The organism is Kitasatospora sp. NPDC001175, from assembly GCF_053598215.1.
This window is the reverse complement of sequence record NZ_JBSFJU010000079.1, coordinates 1-19,705: the sequence shown is the minus strand read 5'-3', so window position 1 is coordinate 19,705 and position 19,705 is coordinate 1. Positions and strand designations below refer to the sequence as shown.

The 19,705-nt window shown below is 70.4% G+C and carries 14 protein-coding genes and 3 pseudogenes; 11 read left to right on the top strand and 6 right to left on the bottom strand.

The window, feature by feature from the left end; all coding sequences use genetic code 11:
- Positions 1–255 precede the first annotated feature (255 nt).
- Entirely contained in the window at positions 256–2,805 is a 2,550-nt protein-coding gene (locus ACWDAK_RS35035; RefSeq protein ID WP_427395779.1) for a collagenase, read from the bottom strand.
- Between the two features lie 1,027 nt (positions 2,806–3,832).
- Entirely contained in the window at positions 3,833–4,183 is a 351-nt protein-coding gene (locus ACWDAK_RS35030) for a VOC family protein (protein ID WP_344641043.1), read from the bottom strand.
- Between the two features lie 165 nt (positions 4,184–4,348).
- On the opposite strand from ACWDAK_RS35030, the gene ACWDAK_RS35025 reads away from it, so the two are divergent.
- The 4 genes from ACWDAK_RS35025 (at position 4,349) to ACWDAK_RS35010 (ending at position 9,582) form a co-directional block, all read left to right on the top strand.
- Positions 4,349–4,630, top strand: a complete 282-nt coding sequence (locus tag ACWDAK_RS35025; protein WP_427395780.1) for a hypothetical protein — start codon at positions 4,349–4,351, stop codon at positions 4,628–4,630.
- A 617-nt stretch (positions 4,631–5,247) separates the two neighbouring features.
- Positions 5,248–8,109, top strand: a complete 2,862-nt coding sequence (locus ACWDAK_RS35020; protein ID WP_427395781.1) for a helix-turn-helix transcriptional regulator — start codon at positions 5,248–5,250, stop codon at positions 8,107–8,109.
- Positions 8,110–8,285: 176 nt separating this feature from the next.
- Complete coding sequence (locus ACWDAK_RS35015) at positions 8,286–9,353, top strand: alpha/beta fold hydrolase (protein ID WP_344641040.1); 1,068 nt, start codon at positions 8,286–8,288, stop codon at positions 9,351–9,353.
- A 34-nt stretch (positions 9,354–9,387) separates the two neighbouring features.
- Positions 9,388–9,582, top strand: coding sequence for a hypothetical protein (locus ACWDAK_RS35010; protein WP_344641039.1), 195 nt, complete (start codon positions 9,388–9,390; stop codon positions 9,580–9,582).
- Between the two features lie 67 nt (positions 9,583–9,649).
- Here the strand turns inward: ACWDAK_RS35010 and ACWDAK_RS35005 are convergent.
- Positions 9,650–9,931, bottom strand: a pseudogene (locus ACWDAK_RS35005) (tannase/feruloyl esterase family alpha/beta hydrolase); the annotation flags it as partial.
- Positions 9,932–10,184: 253 nt separating this feature from the next.
- Here ACWDAK_RS35005 and ACWDAK_RS35000 point away from each other — a divergent pair.
- From ACWDAK_RS35000 to ACWDAK_RS34990, 3 genes and pseudogenes are all read left to right on the top strand, one after another.
- Complete coding sequence (locus tag ACWDAK_RS35000; protein ID WP_344641038.1) at positions 10,185–11,036, top strand: alpha/beta fold hydrolase; 852 nt, start codon at positions 10,185–10,187, stop codon at positions 11,034–11,036.
- A 216-nt stretch (positions 11,037–11,252) separates the two neighbouring features.
- The gene (locus ACWDAK_RS34995) at positions 11,253–11,687 is read left to right on the top strand and encodes a nuclear transport factor 2 family protein (RefSeq protein WP_344641037.1); all 435 of its coding nucleotides are present in this window, start codon (positions 11,253–11,255) and stop codon (positions 11,685–11,687) included.
- An 83-nt stretch (positions 11,688–11,770) separates the two neighbouring features.
- Positions 11,771–12,520: pseudogene (locus tag ACWDAK_RS34990) on the top strand (ATP-binding cassette domain-containing protein); the annotation flags it as partial.
- A 137-nt stretch (positions 12,521–12,657) separates the two neighbouring features.
- Here ACWDAK_RS34990 and ACWDAK_RS34985 read toward each other — a convergent pair.
- Positions 12,658–15,378 carry an ATP-binding protein gene (locus ACWDAK_RS34985; protein ID WP_427395782.1) on the bottom strand — a complete coding sequence of 907 codons (2,721 nt, stop codon included), beginning with the start codon at positions 15,376–15,378 and terminating at the stop codon, positions 12,658–12,660.
- 193 nt (positions 15,379–15,571) lie between these two features.
- On the opposite strand from ACWDAK_RS34985, the gene ACWDAK_RS34980 reads away from it, so the two are divergent.
- On the top strand, positions 15,572–16,411 hold the full coding sequence (locus ACWDAK_RS34980) for an oxidoreductase (protein ID WP_427395783.1): 840 nt from the start codon (positions 15,572–15,574) through the stop codon (positions 16,409–16,411).
- Positions 16,412–16,780: 369 nt separating this feature from the next.
- On the opposite strand, the gene ACWDAK_RS34975 is transcribed toward ACWDAK_RS34980, so the two are convergent.
- Positions 16,781–17,434: a TetR/AcrR family transcriptional regulator gene (locus ACWDAK_RS34975; protein WP_427395784.1), complete on the bottom strand. Its 654-nt coding sequence runs from the start codon at positions 17,432–17,434 to the stop codon at positions 16,781–16,783.
- Between the two features lie 131 nt (positions 17,435–17,565).
- On the opposite strand from ACWDAK_RS34975, the gene ACWDAK_RS34970 reads away from it, so the two are divergent.
- From ACWDAK_RS34970 to ACWDAK_RS34960, 3 genes are all read left to right on the top strand, one after another.
- A complete protein-coding gene (locus ACWDAK_RS34970) occupies positions 17,566–18,528 on the top strand; it encodes an alpha/beta hydrolase (protein WP_427395785.1) in 963 nt (320 codons plus the stop codon).
- Positions 18,525–18,956, top strand: coding sequence for an aldo/keto reductase (locus ACWDAK_RS34965; protein WP_425557857.1), 432 nt, complete (start codon positions 18,525–18,527; stop codon positions 18,954–18,956). The genes ACWDAK_RS34970 and ACWDAK_RS34965 overlap by 4 nt, the downstream gene beginning before the upstream one ends.
- A 250-nt stretch (positions 18,957–19,206) precedes the next feature.
- Entirely contained in the window at positions 19,207–19,422 is a 216-nt protein-coding gene (locus tag ACWDAK_RS34960) for a hypothetical protein (protein WP_344641031.1), read from the top strand.
- 91 nt (positions 19,423–19,513) lie between these two features.
- Here the strand turns inward: ACWDAK_RS34960 and ACWDAK_RS34955 are convergent.
- Positions 19,514–19,705 (bottom strand): annotated as a pseudogene (locus ACWDAK_RS34955) (IS630 family transposase); the annotation flags it as partial.

Genomic DNA, 19,705 nt, shown 5'->3' with positions numbered 1-19,705 from the left:
GCGCAGCGGCCACCAGCCGCGGCGCAGGTGCGCGTCGTCGTTCGCGGTGACGCTGAGCGTGGGCAATCCGCGGGCTTGAGCCGCTTCCTGCCGGCCAGTGGGTGATGGCGTTGATCAGCTGGGTCGTGGCGGATCTCGTCCGCGTTCCAGCGGGCACCGGCGAGCAGGTGCGGGAGCCCGGCGGAAAAGGCGTGGCCAGCGTAATGCACGGGTCCAGGTGGAGGGGAACCCGCAGGGCGGCGCGACTGGCGGGGGTCAGAACTCTGTCGTCACGGTCGCGCCGGTGAAGGCGGTGGTGGCGTGGAGGGTGATGTAGTTCCAGCCGGTCGGGGGACTGGTGATGGTGAGGGTGTGCGGGCCGTCGCCGGTGGCGGAGGCGGTGTTGGCAGTGCTGTCGGCCCAGGTGGTGGGGCTGTAGTAGAGGTCGGTGGTTCCGGTGCCGGGGGTGGTCGTGATGGTGAGGGTCTTGGTTCCGGCGGGGATGTCGATGTAGAGGTAGCTGTTGTCTCCGGCGGCGGCGGTGAGGTTGGATCGGCTGCAGTTCCGGTCCAGCCGGCGGGTGTCGTCAGCGGTGCACTCGGCGGCTGAAGCACCGACCGCGACCGTCTGGTCGGCGGTTGCGGTGGCGCCGGCCTTGTCGGTGACGGTCAGCCGGACGTGGTAGCTGCCCGGCTTGGTGTAGGTCTTGGTCGGGTTGGCGTCGGTGGAGGTGGTGCCGTCGCCGAATTCCCACTTGTGGGCGGTGATCGAGGCCGAGCCTTCGGTGGTGTCGGTGAGCGTGACGTTCAGCCCGTTCGCCTTGGCGGTGAAGGTGGCGGTGAGCGGCTTGCCGGCGGCGTTGCACGCGCTGGCGGCGCATTCCTTGAGCCACTTGGCCCAGTCGGCGTCGTAGCTGGTGCCGATGGAGTTGATCAGGCCGAGTGCGGCTTTGTAGTCGCCGGATCGGTAGTGACCGAGCAGGGTGTCGATGTCGGAGCGGTGGTTCTCCATCATGTAGCGCACCGCGAGGTAGCCCCAGGGGTAGATCCGGTCCGTGCCGCTGCTGTAGGTGTTGGCGAAGACGGTGCTGAGCGGGTAGGTGCCCTTGGCCGCGTCGGCGACCGCCTCGGCGTCGGTCACGCCGCGGTAGCCGTAGGACTCGTACTCGGCGAAGCCCTCGATCCACCAGATGGTGTCAGGGGTGGAGGTTGCGGCGGCGAAGTCGCCAGCGGTGTCGAAGCGGCCGTCGAGGTAGTGGGTGTACTCGTGGTTGAGGTTCCATATCTGGAAGCTCGGGCGCAGCCAGTCGGCTTCATAGGCGACGAACCGGGCTTGGTTGTCGGGCTTGGAGGGGTCGCCTTCCTCGTAGATGCCGCCGTTGTTGGTGTCGACGCCGAAGATGACGTTGGCGTAGGTCTGGTAGTCGCTGGTGGAGTGGAAGACGTCCACCTCCATGGCGCTGTTGTGGTCGTCGGGCAGCGGGCCGGGGTCCTTGACGAGGTTGTGGAAGTAGGCGTTCTCGCCGGTGAGGCTGTCACAGGTGCTGAGCAGCTGGTCCTTGGTGAGTGCCTGGGTCACGATGTGGACCGTGCCGCACTGGTAGTCGATGGTCAGCACGGCCGCCTTGAGCCGGTTGGCGAGGTCGCAGGTGCCGTAGTCGGAGCAGTTGTTCTGGTCGTTGTCGTTTGCCTGGGCGGCGATGCCGACCCAGAGGGGTGCGGTGGGGCCGGTCATCGAGGACTTGGCCAGCAGGCTCTTGATCATCGGACGGACGGTGGGGGCCAGGGTGCGATCCTGCAGGAACCGCGCCAGTTCGGTGCCGGCGTTGGACGCCAGGTAGCTCTGCGGTCCGCCGAGGAGGCCGAGGTTGTTGTTGGCGAAGGTTTCGAGGGTGGTGAGGACGGAGGGGTCGGCGTCGGTGGCGGTGACGAAGTCGGGGTTCTGGTGGCCGCGGAAGAGGACGGTGTAGACGTTGTTGACCGCGGTCAGCATGTTGTACGAGTTGTTGTACGAGCTGTTGTAGCCGGTGAGCAGCTTCTTGAGGACGGGCAGGTAGCGGGCGTTCTGGCTGGCGCTGTCGATCAGGGTGACGGCTTCCGACAGGACTGCGCCGTTGGCGTCGGTGGCGTCCAGGCTGTGGGGGTTGGCGTAGAAGGAGTCCAGGGCGGACTGGATCGCGGTCTGCAGAGCGCTGCCGTAGGTGCCGACGTCGGAGGGGTGGTTCCACTGCACGTAGTAGCCGGCCCGAAGGTAGAGCACGAGTTCCAGGACGTGGGTGCTGTTGTCACCCGGGTAGTCGCGGGAGGCGGTGGCCAAGGCGTCCGCCACAGTGGTCATCTGCGACTCCTGGAAGGCCAGGTGTGCGTCTGAACCGGTGAGGCTGAACAGGCCGTTGATGCAGTCCGGGCCCGCGGACTGGATCGCCTGGAGCAGGGCGCTGCCGGTGTTTGCGGTGAAGGCGCTGGTGGAGCACTCGGCGGCGCTCGCCTTCGGGCCGCCTGCCTTCGCGGTCGCTGCCTTCGACAGTGCCGCGGCGGACCTCGCCGGCTTGCTGTAGTCCTGGTGCAGTGCCTCGGTGTTGGACGGCAGAGGTCGACGGTCCTTGGGGCGCACCTGCTTCGAGTCGTCGTCCTGGACGGCGTCGGTGGCTGACTGGGGTGCCAGGCCCGGGCGGGGAGTGGCGGTCTTGACTGCAGGGGAGGGGCTGGTGAGCCCCGCATGGGCCCTGCCCGGCCCGTTGGCCGCGATCCCGATCCCGGCGGTCAGCGCGAGGGCGGCGGCTATCAGGAGCTTGGGCAGCTTCTTGCGGGCGTGTGCGGCTTTCATGTGGTTCTCCTGGTGTGGGGGCAGCGCCGTGCGGCACGGCCTAGCGGAGGAGGGGACTGCGCAATCAGATGACGTGTCGTCAGTTTTCGCAGCGCCGTTGGCCCGCGTCGGGCGTCGGGCGCCGAGCCGATGGCGGGTCCTGGCCGATCACGAGCTCGCTGATCAACTGACTTGTGGTCAGTTCGGGATCATCCGTGGCGGGGCGGGACACCGGCGATGACGCTCACCGCCACCGAAGTACCCACCGGTACACGGCCCTTGTCACGCCCGCATACCGCTCGTTTGTCAGTCATGCGCTCTCCTCACCGGCAGATGGGTGGTTTGCTGCCGACGTATGGGAGATCGGGCGCGGGGCTGCGGATAACGGAAAGTGTGCGAGATCTTCAGGATGGCGAGCGCGGGAACCCGGCCTGAACCGCTCAACCGCAGGTGGGGCGTGGTCCTGGGGCGGTGTCAACTCCTCGGCTGTGAAGGCCGATCGTGCAGGCAGCGCCTCGCTGGTTGTGAGGCGGGCTCCCATGTAGGGTCTCCGCCGCTACCAGGGCTTGGTCAGGTCGGTGCGTGGCGGCGCGTCCTTGTGCCAGTTGGTGTCGTTGATGTGGTGTGACACCTGAGGAGATGGCCGAAGTCCGGAGAGAACAACTGACAAGTTAACAACACCCGTCGGCTAGCCTGGACAATCTCACACCATGAACTCTCAGCCATTGTGGGGCCCCTTGGGCCGGCTGCTCCGCACCATCCGGGCGTATCCGCGCCGATCGCCGCTGACCCTCGCCTATGTCGGCCTGCTTCTGCTCAACCACGCCTGGGTCAGCTTCGGGCTGTCTTCCGAGAGGGCGGCCACCCTGTTGGGACCGACCGCGACAAGCCGACCGACAACCCGCACTTCTGACGGCGGGACGGCCAGCCCCCGCGGCCGACCGTCGGGGCTGGCGGCGGCCGTCTCGCCCGGCTTTCGGCGACGTTGCTCGGACCGTCGACCTGGTAGTTGATCAGCCGTCGATGACTCCCGCAGTGCCGGGATGCCTTACAGGTCGATAGCCCTCTCGTGGCGCGGCTCGTACATGCCCAGCTCACTGCCGCCCGGCAGCCGGAACCTGGTGAGCCGTCCCCAGCGCGCGTCGGTGACCGGCTGCGTGAACTCGACTCCCTTCGCGGCCAGGCTCCGCACCGTTGCGTCGACGTCGTCGCACATCAGATAGAACTCCTGCGTCTCCGGGCCCTCCGTGGCATGCACGGCGATCTCGGTCGGCGGGAGCTTGAAGATCAACCAACCGCCTCCCGCGTCGACATGCGGAAACTCCAGCACATCCCTGAAGAAGGCCCGGTCGGCATCCGCATCACGGCTGTAGAGGATGACGTGTCCGCCAGTGATCATGCAGCCAGGGTAGGTCCTGGCACGAACAACGTGGTGCTGCGACGCCGTACTACGTGTTCGCGGACCACGAGCGGTCAGCCGTCCGAGCAGAGCCAGTGGCAGACGCTTCCGGCCGCTCCAAATCCCGGAATCCGCGGATCCTCTCTCACCGGTCCCCCGTCCCGGGTGTCCTGCCCCATCGCTCTCCCCCGAGGTTGCCCCCTGATCGCCCATCTGCGCCGCGTCAAGGACACCACAGACCTGCTCGCCCACCTGTACGGGCCGGATGAGCGCGGTACGCACAGCAACCCCCGGCTGGTCGGCGGCGATTGCCACGGTGCGCCGATCGAGATGCTCGCCGCCACCGGCGCCATGCCCTACCTCGCGCAGGCCCCCGACGCTCCGCTCGAGCGCCTGGGCGATGGTTGCCATGGGGTTCTCCCCGCGGTCGTTACCTCGGTGTCCTGAACGGCTGTCCTCAGACTCCCTGGCGGCGGCGCCCCGCCGACCCGGTGCCGGACACTGGTCGACCCCGGCCCGGGTACTGGCCAGGGTTCGGCACTGGCTCGACGGGCCCGCAGTCCCGGGATCGTGATCGGTGAATGCTGACCGGCATCCGTGGCGGCGAAGGAGCTGACGATGGTGGAATTCAAGATCGAGGTCGTGGTCGTCCCTGTCTCGGACGTGGACCGGGCCAAGGACTTCTACACGCGGATCGGGTTCCGCGAGGACGTCGATTTCTTCGGGCTCGGCGGCTGAGAGGCGTCGGTGGAGCCTGATCGCAACGGCGAACCAGACGTGACAGGGGATCCGCTCTCGCCACGGCTGCACGGACGCGCCCGGGAACAGGAAGCGCTCGATGGGCTGTTGCTCGCCGTGCACCGCCGACACAGCCGCGTACTGGTCCTGCGCGGCGGGTCCGGCGTCGGCAAGACCGCCCTGCGCACCCATCTGGCGAGTCGCGCCCCGGCGGGCCGCGTCGTCCGCACCGTCGAGGTGGAACCGAATCCGAGATCACGTACTCGGCACTCCAGCAGGTGTGCGCTCCGCTGCTGAGCCATCTGGACAGGAAGGGGCAGGGCGGCATGAAGTCCATCACCACAACGATGGTGGGCCGCGAGGACGAGCAGGCGGAGCTCGTGGCGTTCGTGAAGTCCGCCACGGGCCAGGCTCTCGTCCTGCGGGGGGAGACGGGGGTCGGCAAGAGTTCGCTGTTGAGCCACGCCGCCGCGCTGGCGGAGCAGGAGGGCCACGTCGTCATCCGGGCCGCCGGCGTCGAGGCGGAGTCCGCGCTGCCCTATGCCGGGCTGCATCAGTTCCTTCATCCGTCGCTCGCCGACGCCGCGCGGTTGGATGACGGGACCCGGGCGGTGTTCGACGCCGTGTTCGGCGGAGTGCAGGGCGATCCGCCCTCGGTCATGACGCTCGGCATCGCCGTTCTCAGCCTGCTGGCGCTCTCCGCTGCTGGGCGGTCGCTGCTGCTGGTCCTCGACGACGGGCAGTGGCTGGACGACTCCAGCGCCGACGTCTGCGGCTTCGTGGGCCGACGCCTGACCAGCAGCCCGATGAGGCTGCTGGTCGCAGTCCGCACCGACATCACGTCGCGCTTCGACACCGCCGCACTGCCCGAACTGCCGATCGCCGCCCTCGCCGACGAGGACGCGGCACGCCTGCTGGACCACCGGTACCCGGATCTGAGCCGACAGATCCGCCGAATCGTCCTGGAGCAGGCCCAGGGCAACCCGCTGGCCTTGCTGGAGCTGCCCGCCCACTTCGCCGACCGGTCGAGCGACCTCCCGGCCGAAGGCCTCATCGGTCAGCACGGCGTGCCGTTGCCCCGGCGGCTGCAACGGCTGTTCGGCGCCCGCATCGCAGCCCTCGACGAGCGGGTGCGGGCCGAGCTGCTGATGGGCGCGCTCGACGGCGCCGGGACCCCGAGCGGCGCCGACGCCGTCCCCGGCACGCGCTATGGCATGCGCGACGCCGACACGGCAGTGGCTGCCGGGCTGCTGGACATCGAGGTGGCCACCGGCGATGTCGTTTTCCGCCACCCGCTTGTGCGTACCGCCGTCGTGCAGATGGCCACTTCCAACCAGCGCCGCGCCGCGCATCTGACGCTGGCGCAGGTTCATCGGGAGAACCTCGAACGCCGGGCGACGCACCTGGCAGCGGCAACGGTCGATCCCGACGAGGACGTCGCCGACATCCTGGAGGCGGCGGCCGGGTCGGCGACCCGGCGCGGCGGCGCGCTGGCTGCCGTGACCTGGCTGACCCGGGCCGCCGAGCTCAGCGAGAACCGCACCGACCGGTCCCGGCGGCTGACCGACGCGGCCTTCGTCGCCGGGCACGCCGCCCGCCTCGGCCAGGCACACCGGCTGGTCCAAGCGGACCTCGCACCCGGTTCGACGCAGTCGCCGGCCTCGGTGCTGGCGACCGCCTACCAGGCGCTCTACCAGGACGGAGACGTCCGCTCCACCCATCGACAGGTCTCGGCCGCGATCGAGAAGCTGCGGGACGCCGGGCCAGCCGCTGTGTCGACTGTCGGCAGGGCCGCTGTGTCGATTGTCGGCAGAGCCGCTGAGTCGACTGTCGGCAGAGCCGCTGAGTCGACTGTCGGCAGAGCCGAACCTGAGGAGGTCCTCACCCGGCTGGTGATCCTCCTCCTGGCGATCAGTCAGTACAGCGGGGACCGCGCGGCCTGGGAGAGCACGCACGAACTCCTCGCCTCCATGGGCGGCCTCGTCACCGAACGCTCGCGCCTCTACAGCGGTACCTGGAGCGATGTGACCAGGCACGGAGCCGACTGGGCCGGGCCGGTGCGACAAGCCGCCGCGGAGCTGCCGGATCTGGAACCCTGGGACGTCACGCGGTTGGGTGCGGCCGCGTACCACCTCGACGTCCTGAGCCAGTACCGCCCCCACCTCCAGCGCGTCGTGGACCGCGAGTTGGAGACCGGGGCCGTGGCCACCGGCATGGTGATGCTGCACCAGATCATGCTCGACCAGATGGCGGTCGGCGAATGGGCCGAGGCTGAGGAAACCGGACTGCGCGGTCTGGACCTGGCGGCCGAGCACGGCCACCATCTGTTCGCCGCCCAGAGCCGCGCGTACCTGGCCCAGCTCGCGGCGCTGCGCGGACAGGTCGGGCGGGCGCGGGACCTGCAGGCCGAGGTGGACGCCTGGGCCCGCCCACGCGGACTGGGGTTCCTGACCCAGGCCGCCGACTCCGCCGGCGCGACCGCCGCGCTGAGCTCCGGCGACTACGAGGCCGCGTACCTCTACGCCATCGGCATCACGCAGCCGGGCACGTTCCGGCCCTATGCGTATCAGGCCTCGCGTACCCTGCTCGATCTCGTCGAGGCCGCCCAATACACCGGACGCGTCGAGCAGGCCCGGGCGCACGCCCTCGCCGCCCGCGCCGCCGGTCTGCCGCTCGTGTCACCCCGCCTGGGGCTGATCACCTACGGCGCGCTGGCGATCACCGCCGAGAACGAGCAGGAGGCCGCCGAGATGTTCGCGCGGGCCGAATCCCACCCGGATGCCGCCCGCTTCCCGTTCGAGCTGGCCCGAATCCGGCTGGCGCACGGCATCCGGGTGCGCCACGTCCAGGGCCCGGCGACGGCGCGGCAATACCTGGTCCCGGCGGCCGAGGCGTTCGAGCGGCTGGGCGCGGCCGGCTGGAATGAGCGGGCCCGGGCCGAACTGCGCGCCACCGGGACCCCGCCCCGCACCTCGACGCTGAACCTGGCCTCGCTGACCTGGCAGGAACGCCGCATCGCCGACCTGGCTGCCGGCGGCCTGACGAACAAGGAGATCGGCGAGCGGATGCACCTGTCGCCGCGGACCGTCAGCTCACACCTGTACCGCGTCTTTCCCAAGCTGGGCATCACGAGCCGGGCAGCGCTGCGCGACGCGCTGAGCCGGACCGAGGAGGTTTCGCAGGTCTGATGCTCGCGCTCAGTCCCGTGCGGCCACGGCCTCGACCTCCTCACCGACCGCATGAATGTGACGGTCCGGCAGGTCCTCGTGCGTCTTCGAGCGTCTCGACGTCATGTGACTGATGTGCCCGGCCGGTGGCCGACGAAGAGTGGAGGCGCCAGCGAGTCTCCGGGAAAGGACCAGACATGATCAACAGGCGTACATTCACCAAGGCGGTCGGCCTCGGCGTGGGCGCCACGGCCGTGTCGGTCGGCGCGGCATCGAACGCGTCTGCCGCCTTCGCGGCCGATTCCGACCGGCCCGACCGTCCGGCCCCGGTCATCCCGACCATCGCCCCGGGCACGCACACGACGTTCACCGACCTGAAACGAGTCCAGGCCGGCGTGCTCGACATCGGCTACGCCGAGGCCGGGCCGAAGCACGGGCCCGTGGTCATCTGCCTGCACGGCTGGCCCTATGACATCCACAGCTTCGTCGACGTGGCGCCGCTGCTGGCGGACGCCGGCTACCGGGTGATCGTGCCGTATCTGCGGGGCCACGGCACCACGAGCTTCCTGTCTCCGACGACCGTCCGCACCGGGCAGCAGTCCGCGATCGCCCTCGACATCATCGCCCTGATGGACGCCCTGAAGATCCACAAGGCGGTGCTGGCCGGCTTCGACTGGGGCTCGCGGACCGCCGGCATCATTGCGGCGCTGTGGCCGGAGCGGGTCAAGGCCCTGGTGGCGGTGAGCGGTTACCTCATCATCAACGTCCCTTCGCAGAAGAACCCGCTGCCGCCGAAGGCCGAGCACACCTGGTGGTACCAGTACTACTTCGCCACCGACCGCGGCCGCGTTGCCATGGAGACCAAGCAGAACCGGCACGACCTGTGCCGGCTGGTGTGGGACGAGGTCTCCCCGACCTGGAACTTCGACGACGCCACCTTCGAGCGCACGGCCGCGGCGTTCGAGAACCCCGACTACGCCGCCATCGTGGTCCACAACTACCGCTGGCGCTTGGGCCTGGCCGACGGCGCGCGCCGCTATGACCGCTACGAGCAGCTGCTCGCAGCCCGGCCGGTCATCACGGTGCCGACCATCGCCCTGGACCCCGCCCTCGACCCGTTCCTGGCCACGACCGACGGCACGGGGTACCGGAAGTTCTTCACCGGTGCATACGAGCACCGCGTGCTCACCGGCATCGGCCACGATGCACCGCAGGAGGCGCCGACGGCGTTCGCCCGGGCCGTGGTGGACGCCGACCATCTGTGACCCACAAGGGTGTCGACCGTGTGGAGGTGCGGAAGTGAGTGATCCCAGCACGCACGAGCAAGCAGCGGAAATCCGCAAGGCCCGATTCGGCGCGCTCCCGGAACGTGTCGCCTTCGAGGACATGGTCGAGGAGAAGCCGGTGCTGTCGGCGAATCAGACGGCGGACGCCTACGACCCCGACCGCCTGGCGGTCAGGTTCTCCTGCCTGGCGGCGGATCTGGGGCTTTGAGCGCAGCGGGTCAAGCGTTCGGGTCCTCCCCCGACCAGGGGACGGACCCGAACTTGCTGCGCGTCGGTCAGTCGCGCGAAGCCTGGACGCAGCGGAAGCTGCTCGCGACGCTCGGGTCACCGTGGCCGGTGTACCGGGAGACCATCGGGTAGCGGTAGACGTCGCGGGCGACGGTCTGGCCGGTGGCGGTGGTCAGGGTGGCGTGCAGCACGTTCGGGGCCTGGCCGTGCTCGACCCAGGCGGTCAAAGCGGCCAAGTCGTCGACGCTGCCGGCGTTCAAGCCGCAGTGCGTGACGCCTGGGGCCAGGAAGACGCGGTAGAAGTCGTCAACCTCCTTGGTACCGCCCATCAGAAACACCGGCCGCCGCGAGCGCCAGAAGCCGTCGTTGCGTGATCTCTCCTCGGGTTCGGGTATGGCGTCATCACTGTCGTCGACACACCGACTCGGGCACATCCGTCAGCTGACGCTGAGTCGAGAAGGCGGCACGCGGCGCCCGAACGGGCAGAAGGCTTGAAGTCACATGACCGATGTGGCCGGGAAGAGCCGCGGGCGACAGTGAAGGCCACCAAGTCCACTGGTTCTAATCCCGGGAGCGTGGCCCATGTTGAGCATCGAGAACGGCCGCACGAGGCGGATCATCGCGGGGATGGCCGCTGCGCTCGGCACAGCCGTGGCGATCGGCGCCTTCGCCTTCACCAGCACCGCTGACGCGGCGACCAACCCGGCGGCGGCCGACCGCAGCCCGAAACCGACCATCGTGCTGGAGCACGGAGCCTTCGCGGACGGCTCCAGCTGGGACGGCGTCATCACGCAGCTGCACCGCGACGGCTACCCGGTGGTCGCCGCCGCCAACCCACTGCGCGGCCCGGCGTCCGACGCCGCCGCCCTGCGCAGCCTCATCGCCCACATCAACGGCCCGGTCATCCTGGTCGGCCACTCCTACGGCGGCTCGGTCATCAGCGAGGCCGGCTACGACAACCCGAAGGTCAAGGCCCTCGTTTACGTCGCCGCGTTCCTGCCGGCCCCCGGCGAGACCGCGTTGCAGCTGACCAGCCAGTTCCCCGGCTCGACGTTGCCGGGCACCCTGGACCCGGTGCCGTTCGCCAACCCGGACGGCAGCACCGGCACCGACCTGTACATCCAGCAGGACAAGTTCCGGCACCAGTTCGCCGCCGACGTCCCGGCCGACCAGGCCGCGCTGATGGCCGCCGCCCAGCGCCCGATCGCCCAGGCCGCCCTGCAGGAGAAGGCCACCGCCGCCGCCTGGGAGCAGAAGCCGAGCTGGGACATCGTCACCACCCAGGACCTGAACGTCCCGCCGGCGGCCCAGGAGTTCATGGCCGAGCGCGCCCATGCCCACACCACCGAGGTCGCCGCCTCGCACTCGGTCGCGGTCTCGCACCCCGGCCTGGTCGCCGACGTCATCGAGAAAGCCGCCCGCGTCACCCGCTGACCTGTCGGATGGCCCCAAAACGCCGGGAGGGCGGCCCCAGCCCGCCCCCTCCGCCCTTCCGGGATTCACCCGGCACCAGCTGACGCGCAAGGGGTGCCCAGTGTTGCGGCAGTGGGCGCCGCGTCCGGTTGCCAAGCCGTGCATTGGGCACGAGGCCGCCGTCAAGGCTGTGGCGACTGGCTTCGGAGAACAGGAAAGGACAGGTCCCGGACTGTCATGGAGATTTCATCGAGTCACCGTGCGATCGAGAACCTGATCGCCGCCTACGCCGAGCACGTCGACAGTGGAGACTTCGGCGCCGTCGGCGCGCTGCTGGCAGATGCCGTGTTCGTCGGCAGCGGGGCACCCGTCCGCGGCCAAAAGGCCATCGAGGCGATGTTCTTGGACACGCTCATCACCTACCCGGACGGCACGCCGCGAACCAAGCACGTCACGACCAACACCGTCATCGACATCGCGGCTGATTCCAGGCACGCAACCGCGCGGTCGTACTTCACCGTGCTGCAGGCGCTGCCGGACCTTCCTCTGCAACCCATTGCCGCGGGCCGGTACCAGGACCAGTTCGAATGCCGTGCACAGCGGTGGCACTTCACCGAACGGCGCGTACATGTCGACCTCGTGGGGAATGTGACGCGCCACCTGCGAGCCTGATGCCATGGCGATGCGGGCGGCACATCTCCTCCCCTCAACAGGCCAACACCTCGGACGTGGGCTGCAACGGCCATGCGGGTGCCTCAGCGCGATCCGGCGACACCGCCGAGCACCACTTCACCGTCGTCGGCGACGACTGGGACGTGGAAGACCGGGCGCGAACCGAACTGGAGCGGCTCGGCCTCGGCCACGTCGCGTTGCGCGACCGGCTCGACCGGCTCAGCGGCGGTCAGATCGTCGGGCTCGGCCTGGCCGCACTGCTGCTGAAGCGCCCCGACGTCCTGCTGCTCGACGAACCGACCAACAACCTCGACCGCACAGCCCGGCACCGGCTCTACGAGGTCCTGGACGGTCTGCGGGGCTGTGTCCTGGTCGTCAGCCACGACCGCGAACTGCTGGACCGCATGGACCGCATCGCCGAGTTGGAACGCGGCGAGATGCGGTTCTACGGCGGAAACTTCAGTGCGTATCAGGATGTTGTGGCCACCGAGCAGGAGGCGGCGGAGCGGAACCTCCGGAATGCGGAGCTGGTGCTCAAGCGTGAGAAGCGGGAGATGCAGCAGGCCCGCGAACGGGCTGAACGCCGGGCCGGCAACGCACAGCGGAACCTGAAGGACGCCGGGCTGGCGCGGATCGTCGCCGGCAATCTCAAGCGCAGTGCCGAGAGGAGCGCGGGGACCGCCCGGACGATGCACGCCGCTCGGGTCAGCGAGGCCGCGGAACGCGCCGGCGAGGCGGCACGCGCGGTGCGTACCGAGCAGAGCATCGCATTGGAGCTCCCGGAGACGCGGGTGGCCATCCGGCGGATGACGGGCTTCGGGTCGGCGGCGCGGTGCATCCGCACCGCACGCTCACGCAACTCCTGCGGGTACTTCTTCGGGGCGGCCATGGCCTCGGGTCCTCTCATGAGGCCCATCTGAACCGCTGTCACCATCCGCCGCATCTCGGGGGAAGCTCAAGGCAACGGCGATCATTGATCGGAGAAGGCACCAGCGATCTCGCGACGCGACGAGATCCCCAGCTTGGCGAAGACCTTGCGCAGGTGCCACTCGACCGTGCGAGGGCTGAGGAACAACTGCGCGCCGATCTCCGCGTTCGGGTGCCCGGTGGCCGCGAGTCGGGCGATCTGCGCCTCCTGCGGGGTCAGGACCGGCGCGCCGAGGGTCCGCTTGCGGACGGTCTCGCCGGTGGCGAGCAGCTCCCGACGGGCCCGTTCCGCAAACGCCTCCATACCCATCGTCGCAGCCGCCTCGTACGCCGCCCGCAGCTCGGTACGGGCCTGGGCCCGCCGGTTCTGGCGGCGCAGCCATTCGCCGAACAGCAGCCGGGTCCGAGCCTCGAACACGCCGAGCCCGCCCCGGCCGAAGTGGTCCACGGCCTCGCGGTAGCGGTCTTCGGCCTGCTCGGGTGCTCCGGTCAGGGCGTCGGCGACCGCCTGTGCGCCGAGGGCCCAGGGTGTGCCGGCCTGGCCCCAGTCGGCCAGCCGCACGCGCGCTCGGGCCGCCACGGCCGCCTCGCCGGACCGGGTCGCCGCCTCGACCAGCTCACTGCACGTCCAGTGGTGCACGACGAGGTCCTGGTACTCGCCGCCCCGGAGCGCCGCTTCCATGGCGAGCGGATAGTTGCCCAGGCCGTTGTGGAGCACGGCCCGCGCACACGCCGCCATGGCGGTGAGCCGGCCCAGGCCGCGCTGCTCGCCCTCCCGTTCCATCGCCTCGATCAGTTCCAGGGCCGGTCGTTCCCGTCCCCGGTACGCGCTGATCAAGGCTGTTGTGACCATGCGCGTCGCCACGCCTGCGGCATCCTCGACGGCCGCGGCCTCGGCCAGCAGATCCCGGGCTTCGGAGAACCGCCCCACATAGCCCAGCGAGGCCGCCCGGTAGGGCAACGCCCTCGAGAGGATCGACAGCGTGCCCGTCGTCCGGGCGGAGCGGACCGCCCGATCGGTGATGTCCAGCCAGGCCTGGAGATCGCCCAGCTCCACGGCGGCGTTCGCGGCCGGCCACAGGACGGCCAGATCCTCGTCGTCGGTGAGGGAGCGCAACGCCCGCGCCAGCAGCGGGAAAGCGGCGACCGGACCGTCCGTGGTCCACGCGACCAGGGCACGGAGGAAGACTCCCGCCGTCTCGTCGCCGGGCGGCAGGTCGCGAGCGGCCTCGGCGGCTCGCCGCAGACCGCCTTCGTCGTGCCGGCCGGCCCAGATGGCCGCGCCGAACGCCGCGAGGTAGGTCTCCCGCGCGGCGGTCGGGTCAAGGTCCCTGAGCCGGCCCGCCGCGTCGAGCAACGGCTGCACCGCGCCGAGCCCCGGGTTGGTCATGGATGACGCCTTGGCCCGCAGGCGACTGGCGTTGGCCTGCTGCAGCCGGTCCAGCGGCCCCAGCTCGGCGGCGGCGAGCAGGTCGGGAACTCGCGCCAGCACGCCCGCGGCGACGTGGGCCCCTGCGGCCGCCAGCGCACGCCGCGCCCGCTCCTTCGGGTCGGGGGTGAGTGCGGCGGCACGTTCCAGGAAGGACGCGGCGGCCGCCCGGCCGCCGCGCGCCAGGGCCCGGACGGCGGAGCACTCCAGTGCGGCGGCGACCTGCTCGTCCGGTCCGACCGCGGCGTGGGCCTGGTGCCAGGCCCGCCGGTCGGGGTCGCGCTCGGCGTCGGTGGCCTCGGCCAGGGCGTGGTGCGCCGCACGCAGTGTGGCGGGATCCGCGCCACGCCAGACGGCCGAACGCACCAGCGGGTGCCGGAACCGCACCGGGGCTCCCAGGGTGATCAGGTCTGCGGCCTCAGCCGGTGCCGCAGCCTCGAGCCCGATGCCCAGCAGGCGCAGAGCCTGCCACAACAGCGGCCCGTCGCCGACCGGTTCGACCGCCGCGACCAGCAGCAGGGCGCGGGTGTCGGCCGGCAGTGCGTCGACGCGCCGACGGAAGCCGTCCTCGACCCGGGTCGCCAGCGGGCCGGCGCCTGGTCCTCCGAAGCCGAACGCCAGCTCCGCCGGTGACAGGCCCCGGGGCAACTCCAGCAGGGCGAGCGGGTTCCCGCCGGTCTCGGCGACGATCCGGTCCCGCACCCGGGCGTCGACCGGCCCCGGCAGCACGCTGTCGAGCAGCGCCCGGGCGTCGGCGTCGGCCAGCCCGCGCAGGGGAAGGTCCGGCAGACCGGAAAAGCCCTCTTCCTTCCGCCCGCCGGTGATCCGCTCGGCGAACACCAACGCCACCGATTCGGCGTCCAGCCGACGCCCGACGAACGCCAGGATCCGCTGGGACATCAGGTCCAGCCACTGCGCGTCGTCGACCAGACACACCAGCGGGGACTCGGCCGCAGCCTCGGCGAAGAGACCGAGGACCGCGATCCCGACCAGCAGCATCTCGGGCGGGTTCCCCGCGCTCAGGCCGAACGCGACCCGCAACGCGTCCTGCTGCACCGACGGCAGTCGATCCAGGTGCGACAGCAACGGGGCGCACAGGCGCTGCAGCGCCGAGTAGGCGAAATCGGACTCGGCTTCGACGCCGGCCGCGTGTACGGTCTGCAGCTGCGCCGCCTGCCCGGCCAGATAGTCGAGCAGTGCCGATTTGCCGACGCCGGCCTCGCCGCGCAGCACCAGCACCCGACTGCGCCCGTCGCGCACCTCGCGCAGCAGGCGGTCCAGCGCCTCCAACTCCCGGGTCCGCCCGAGTAGCTGGTGTTTCGCGTGTTGCGGCATGTCACCTCCGGTACGAGTTCCTCCCGGAGGAGCTTCGCCCATCCTACGAACAGCGGGGCCGGCTGAGCTGCATGGATTCGGTCGCCCCTGGCCGCCATCGCTGACTCGGCGTCATATGACTGATGCGCGGTGGACACATCGCAAATGACAGTGATGACCGATGGGTCTCAAGACAAAGCGTAAGGGGCTTGGCATGACTCGCACATGGTTGATCACCGGCACGTCCCGGGGCTTCGGGCGGCGCCTGACCGAAGCGGTTCTGGAGAGCGGCGACCAGGTCCTGGCGACGGCTCGGCGGCCGGAGCAACTGGCGGACCTGGCCTCCCGCTACGGGGCGCGGGTTCGTACCGCGGCCTTGGACGTGACCGACGTGAATGCGGCCCGTGCCGCGGTGGACCGCGCGGTCGCATCGTTCGGACGACTGGACGTGGTGGTGAACAATGCCGGGTACGCCAACAGCGGCCCGATCGAGGAGATGGCGGACAAGGACTTCCGCGAGCAGTTCGAGGCGAACTTCTTCGGTGTCGTCAACGTCACCCAGGCCGCGTTGCCGGTGCTGCGCGCACAGCGGTCGGGAGTGTTCGTGCAGTTCTCATCCCTGGGCGGCCGGGTCGGAGGCACCCCGGGAATGGGTGCCTACCAGAGCGCGAAGTTCGCCGTCGAGGGCTTCTCCGAGGTACTGGCCAGCGAGGTCGCCCCGTTCGGGGTGAAGGTGGTCATCGTCGAGCCCGGCGCCTTCCGGACGGACTGGCAGGGCTCGTCCATGGAGTTGCACGCGGTGGGACCCGACTATGAGGCGACCGTCGGCGCCATGAACCGGTACCGGCAGGAGAACAACGGCACGCAGCCCGGAGACCCGGCACGCGCCGCGCGGGTGATCATCGATGTCGTCGGCCACGACGACCCGCCACGCCGACTGCTGCTCGGCGCCCAGGCCGTGACCGCGGCCCTGGCCGCCGGTGAGGCGCGCGCGGAGGAAACGCGGAAGTGGGCCGGAGTGAGCGCCACCGCTGACTTCCCGGCGGGGCAGTGAGCTACCGGTGCCCCCGCGGCCTCAGCCGCCGGTACAGGTCCCCGGCAGGCAGCCACGCCCGGACCGCGCAGCCCGAGGTCCGCAGCGTCGACACCGTCACACAGCGCGTCGACCACGGCGGGCGCGGCCGGTCGGACCTCGGGCCGGCGTCTGTTGGCCGCAGCCGCGGCGGCGGCCCAGGTGCCCGGCCCCCGCCCCGCGCCCGGAGTGTCCACTGCCCAGTCGGCGGGCGGCCGGGCAGGCTCGGTCTGAACGACCGCCCGGCTCTCCTCGCTCCGGTACGACCACATCAACTTCCTCGGCCGCTACTCCTACACCGGCCTGCGGCAGTGGCGCGACCCGACCGCATCGCACTCGTGATCCGGCACGTCAGGGGATCTGGGCCTCGATCTGGGCGAGGTGGGCGGCGAGGATTTCTTCGAATGCGGCGCGGCGGTCTGCTCCGAGGGGGCGGATGTCGCGGGCGAAGTGGGCCAGGGCGGGGAAGCGTTCGGGGTCGGCGCCGAGCACCGCGACACGGAACTGCTCCATGCCCTGTTCGTACTCCTCGGGGGTGATGGTGCTGATACCGGCCTCGGAGGCGATCAGCGCGGCGAGGAGGATCACGATGCGGTGGTATCGCACCGGGACCTCCTCGTCGGGCAGGCCGGACGTGCGCAAGGCCTGCAGCAGCTCCTCCATGACCAATCGAGATCCGGTGCCGCCGGACCCATAGCGTCCCCACACTGCGGCGAGTTGGAGTTGCTCGCCGAAGGCCTCCCGCAGGCGCAGGGCCAGGCCGGTGACGCGCTGCTTCCAGTTGCCCTCGGGACGGTAGCCGTCCATGGCGGCCAGCAGGATCCGGTCGGCAACCGCGCGCAGCAGTTCGGTCTTGTTGCGAAAGTGCCGGTAGAGGCTGGAGGAGTCGGTCCCGAGCGCTGCGGCGAGTTTACGCACGCTGAACGACTCGGCGTCGCTCGTGCGCAGCAGTTCCGCCGCCGTGTCCAGGATCTCCTCGGTCGACCATCGCCTTCGGCCAGTCATCTCGCCCCTCTCGTCCGGGCTCAGCTTAACCTATGCACTTGCTGATGCACGCACTGCGTGCATAATGAGGTCAACGCAGTGTCCGGCCACAACGACACACCCGGCATCCGGCCGGGAGGGGAGAAGGAGACATGAGCGAGACCACTATCGCGGCCCGGCCGCCGGAGCCGGACTTCTCGGCGGTCACGACCGAGGAACTGCGCGCCTACCGCGACGCGGAGAACCGCTTCCGGGCCTCCAGCGCGGCGCGGACGATCCTCGGAGAGCCGGACACCGGCGCCGCGATCGTCTGGCAGGAGGTCGCGCTGCCCGGCCGCGACCTACCGGTCCGCGTCTACCGGCCGGCCCCGACGGGAGACGACGAAGCCGCAGCCCGTACCGACCTGCCGCTCGTGGTCCATGTTCACGGAGGCGGCTTCGTGGGCACGGCGGTGCAGTGCGACTGGACCAACAGCCACCTCGCCGCGGGGCTACCCGCCCTCGTCGTCTCCGTCGAGCACCGCCTCCTCGCCCCGGACAGCCCGCTCGCGAACGCCGCCGACGACGGCTGGGACGTGCTCCAGTACGTGGTGCGGCACGCAGCGCAGTGGGGCGTCGACCCGGCGCGCGCGGCCGTCTTCGGTGAGAGCTGCGGCGCGCTGATCTGCGCGCTGACGGCCATCCGGGCCAGGGAGGCCGGCCTGGAGCTCAAGGCGCAGGTACTGGTCAACCCCGTAGTCGACGTGACCGAGACGATGTTCGACTACCCCTCGATCGCCGAGTACGCGTACAACCCGACCCGGGCCCTGCCGCAACTGCGGCTCATCCAGCGGTTCGCCGTCCCGCCGGGAGCCGACACCAGCGCAGTCTCGCCGCTGTACGCGGACGACCTGAGCGGGCTCGCCCCGGCGCTCGTGGTGGTGCCCACCCAGGACGCGGTCGCCGACCACGGCCGCCGCTACGCCGAGCGACTGCAGGCGGCCGGGACCTCCGCGCGGCTCACCGAATACCCGGGAGCGCGACACGCGTTTCTCACCCTGCCCGGCGTGGAACCACAGGCCGAGGCCGCCCAGGCGGAGATCCTCGCGTTCCTCCGCGCGGCCCTGCCAAAGTGACGGAGGAACGATGCGGCCCAGCGGTCTCCCGACTCGGCCGCGGCTGCATGAGCATGACCGGCACCTACGGCTCCACTGACCCGCACGAGGCCGCGGCCACTCTGCTGGACGCCCTCGATTCGGGCGTCACCGTGTTCGACACCGGCGACTTCTACGTTCGCGACGGCCTTGGGGAACTTCGCTCCGTAGGTGCGGGCGAATGCCTTGATCGCCTGCTCGGCGCGGGTGCGGTCCTCGGCGTTGGGCGGTGGTGGGCGCGCATGAGGTCGGCCCGGACGTCGTCGCGGGCGCGCGTCAGGTCCCGGGCTGCTTCCCTGGCCCTATCGGCAGCCCGGCCCACCACCGGACCACGCCCGGCAGCTAGACGAGCGGCCCGCTCCCGACGCACAACCGGTCATGCGGTAACCAACCCGCGCATATCAGGCTGACCGCGCGTCGTCGCCAGGACACGCACCCCACCCGGACCCCCGCCAGCCCCCAGCCCACCACGCCGGGGGCAGGTCACCCCTACACCGCTTGACAAAACGCCCTACATATCGCCTGTCCGACGGGTTGCGTCACCGACCCCGCACCCGACAACGCTGTCACCCGAATGGCGCAACATGACGTGCCACCCACATGGATGAAGATCAAACTGAATAGTGCCCCAACCGAGGCAATCCGTGAAAGGGGAACCAAATGCGCATTCGACGAACCCTCGCCGCCGTCATCGCCACGGCAGCCCTGGCCGGACTCGGCCTCACAGGCGCCGCCACCGCCACCGCCACCACCGCACAGGGTGCCCCATCGTACGTCACCCCTTCTCAGTGCGAGAAGGGCGGCGGAACGCCCGCGATCCACGAGCCGGGCAACCTCTGCAAGGGCGGTACGTACGACGGGCAGCCGGTCGACTGAACCCCACAAGGCGCCCCGCAGCCACGCGCCGTGGGGCGCTACCGCGCGAGCGTAGCCGGGAGAGTCGCAGGGACTGTGTGACCCGTCGGGGGACGTTGTTGTTCTTCGCCCAGCGGAGAACCTTCTTGCCGTTGTGGGCGCAGAGGTTGTCCAGGATCACGTAGACCGGGGCGCCGTCCGGGCGGGCGGCCCGGATTGACCTGAGTGCGGCCAGGGTGTTCGCGGTGCCCTTGCGGCGGTGGTTGACGCCCCACAGGGTGTCGTCGCCGATCGAGTAGCAGCC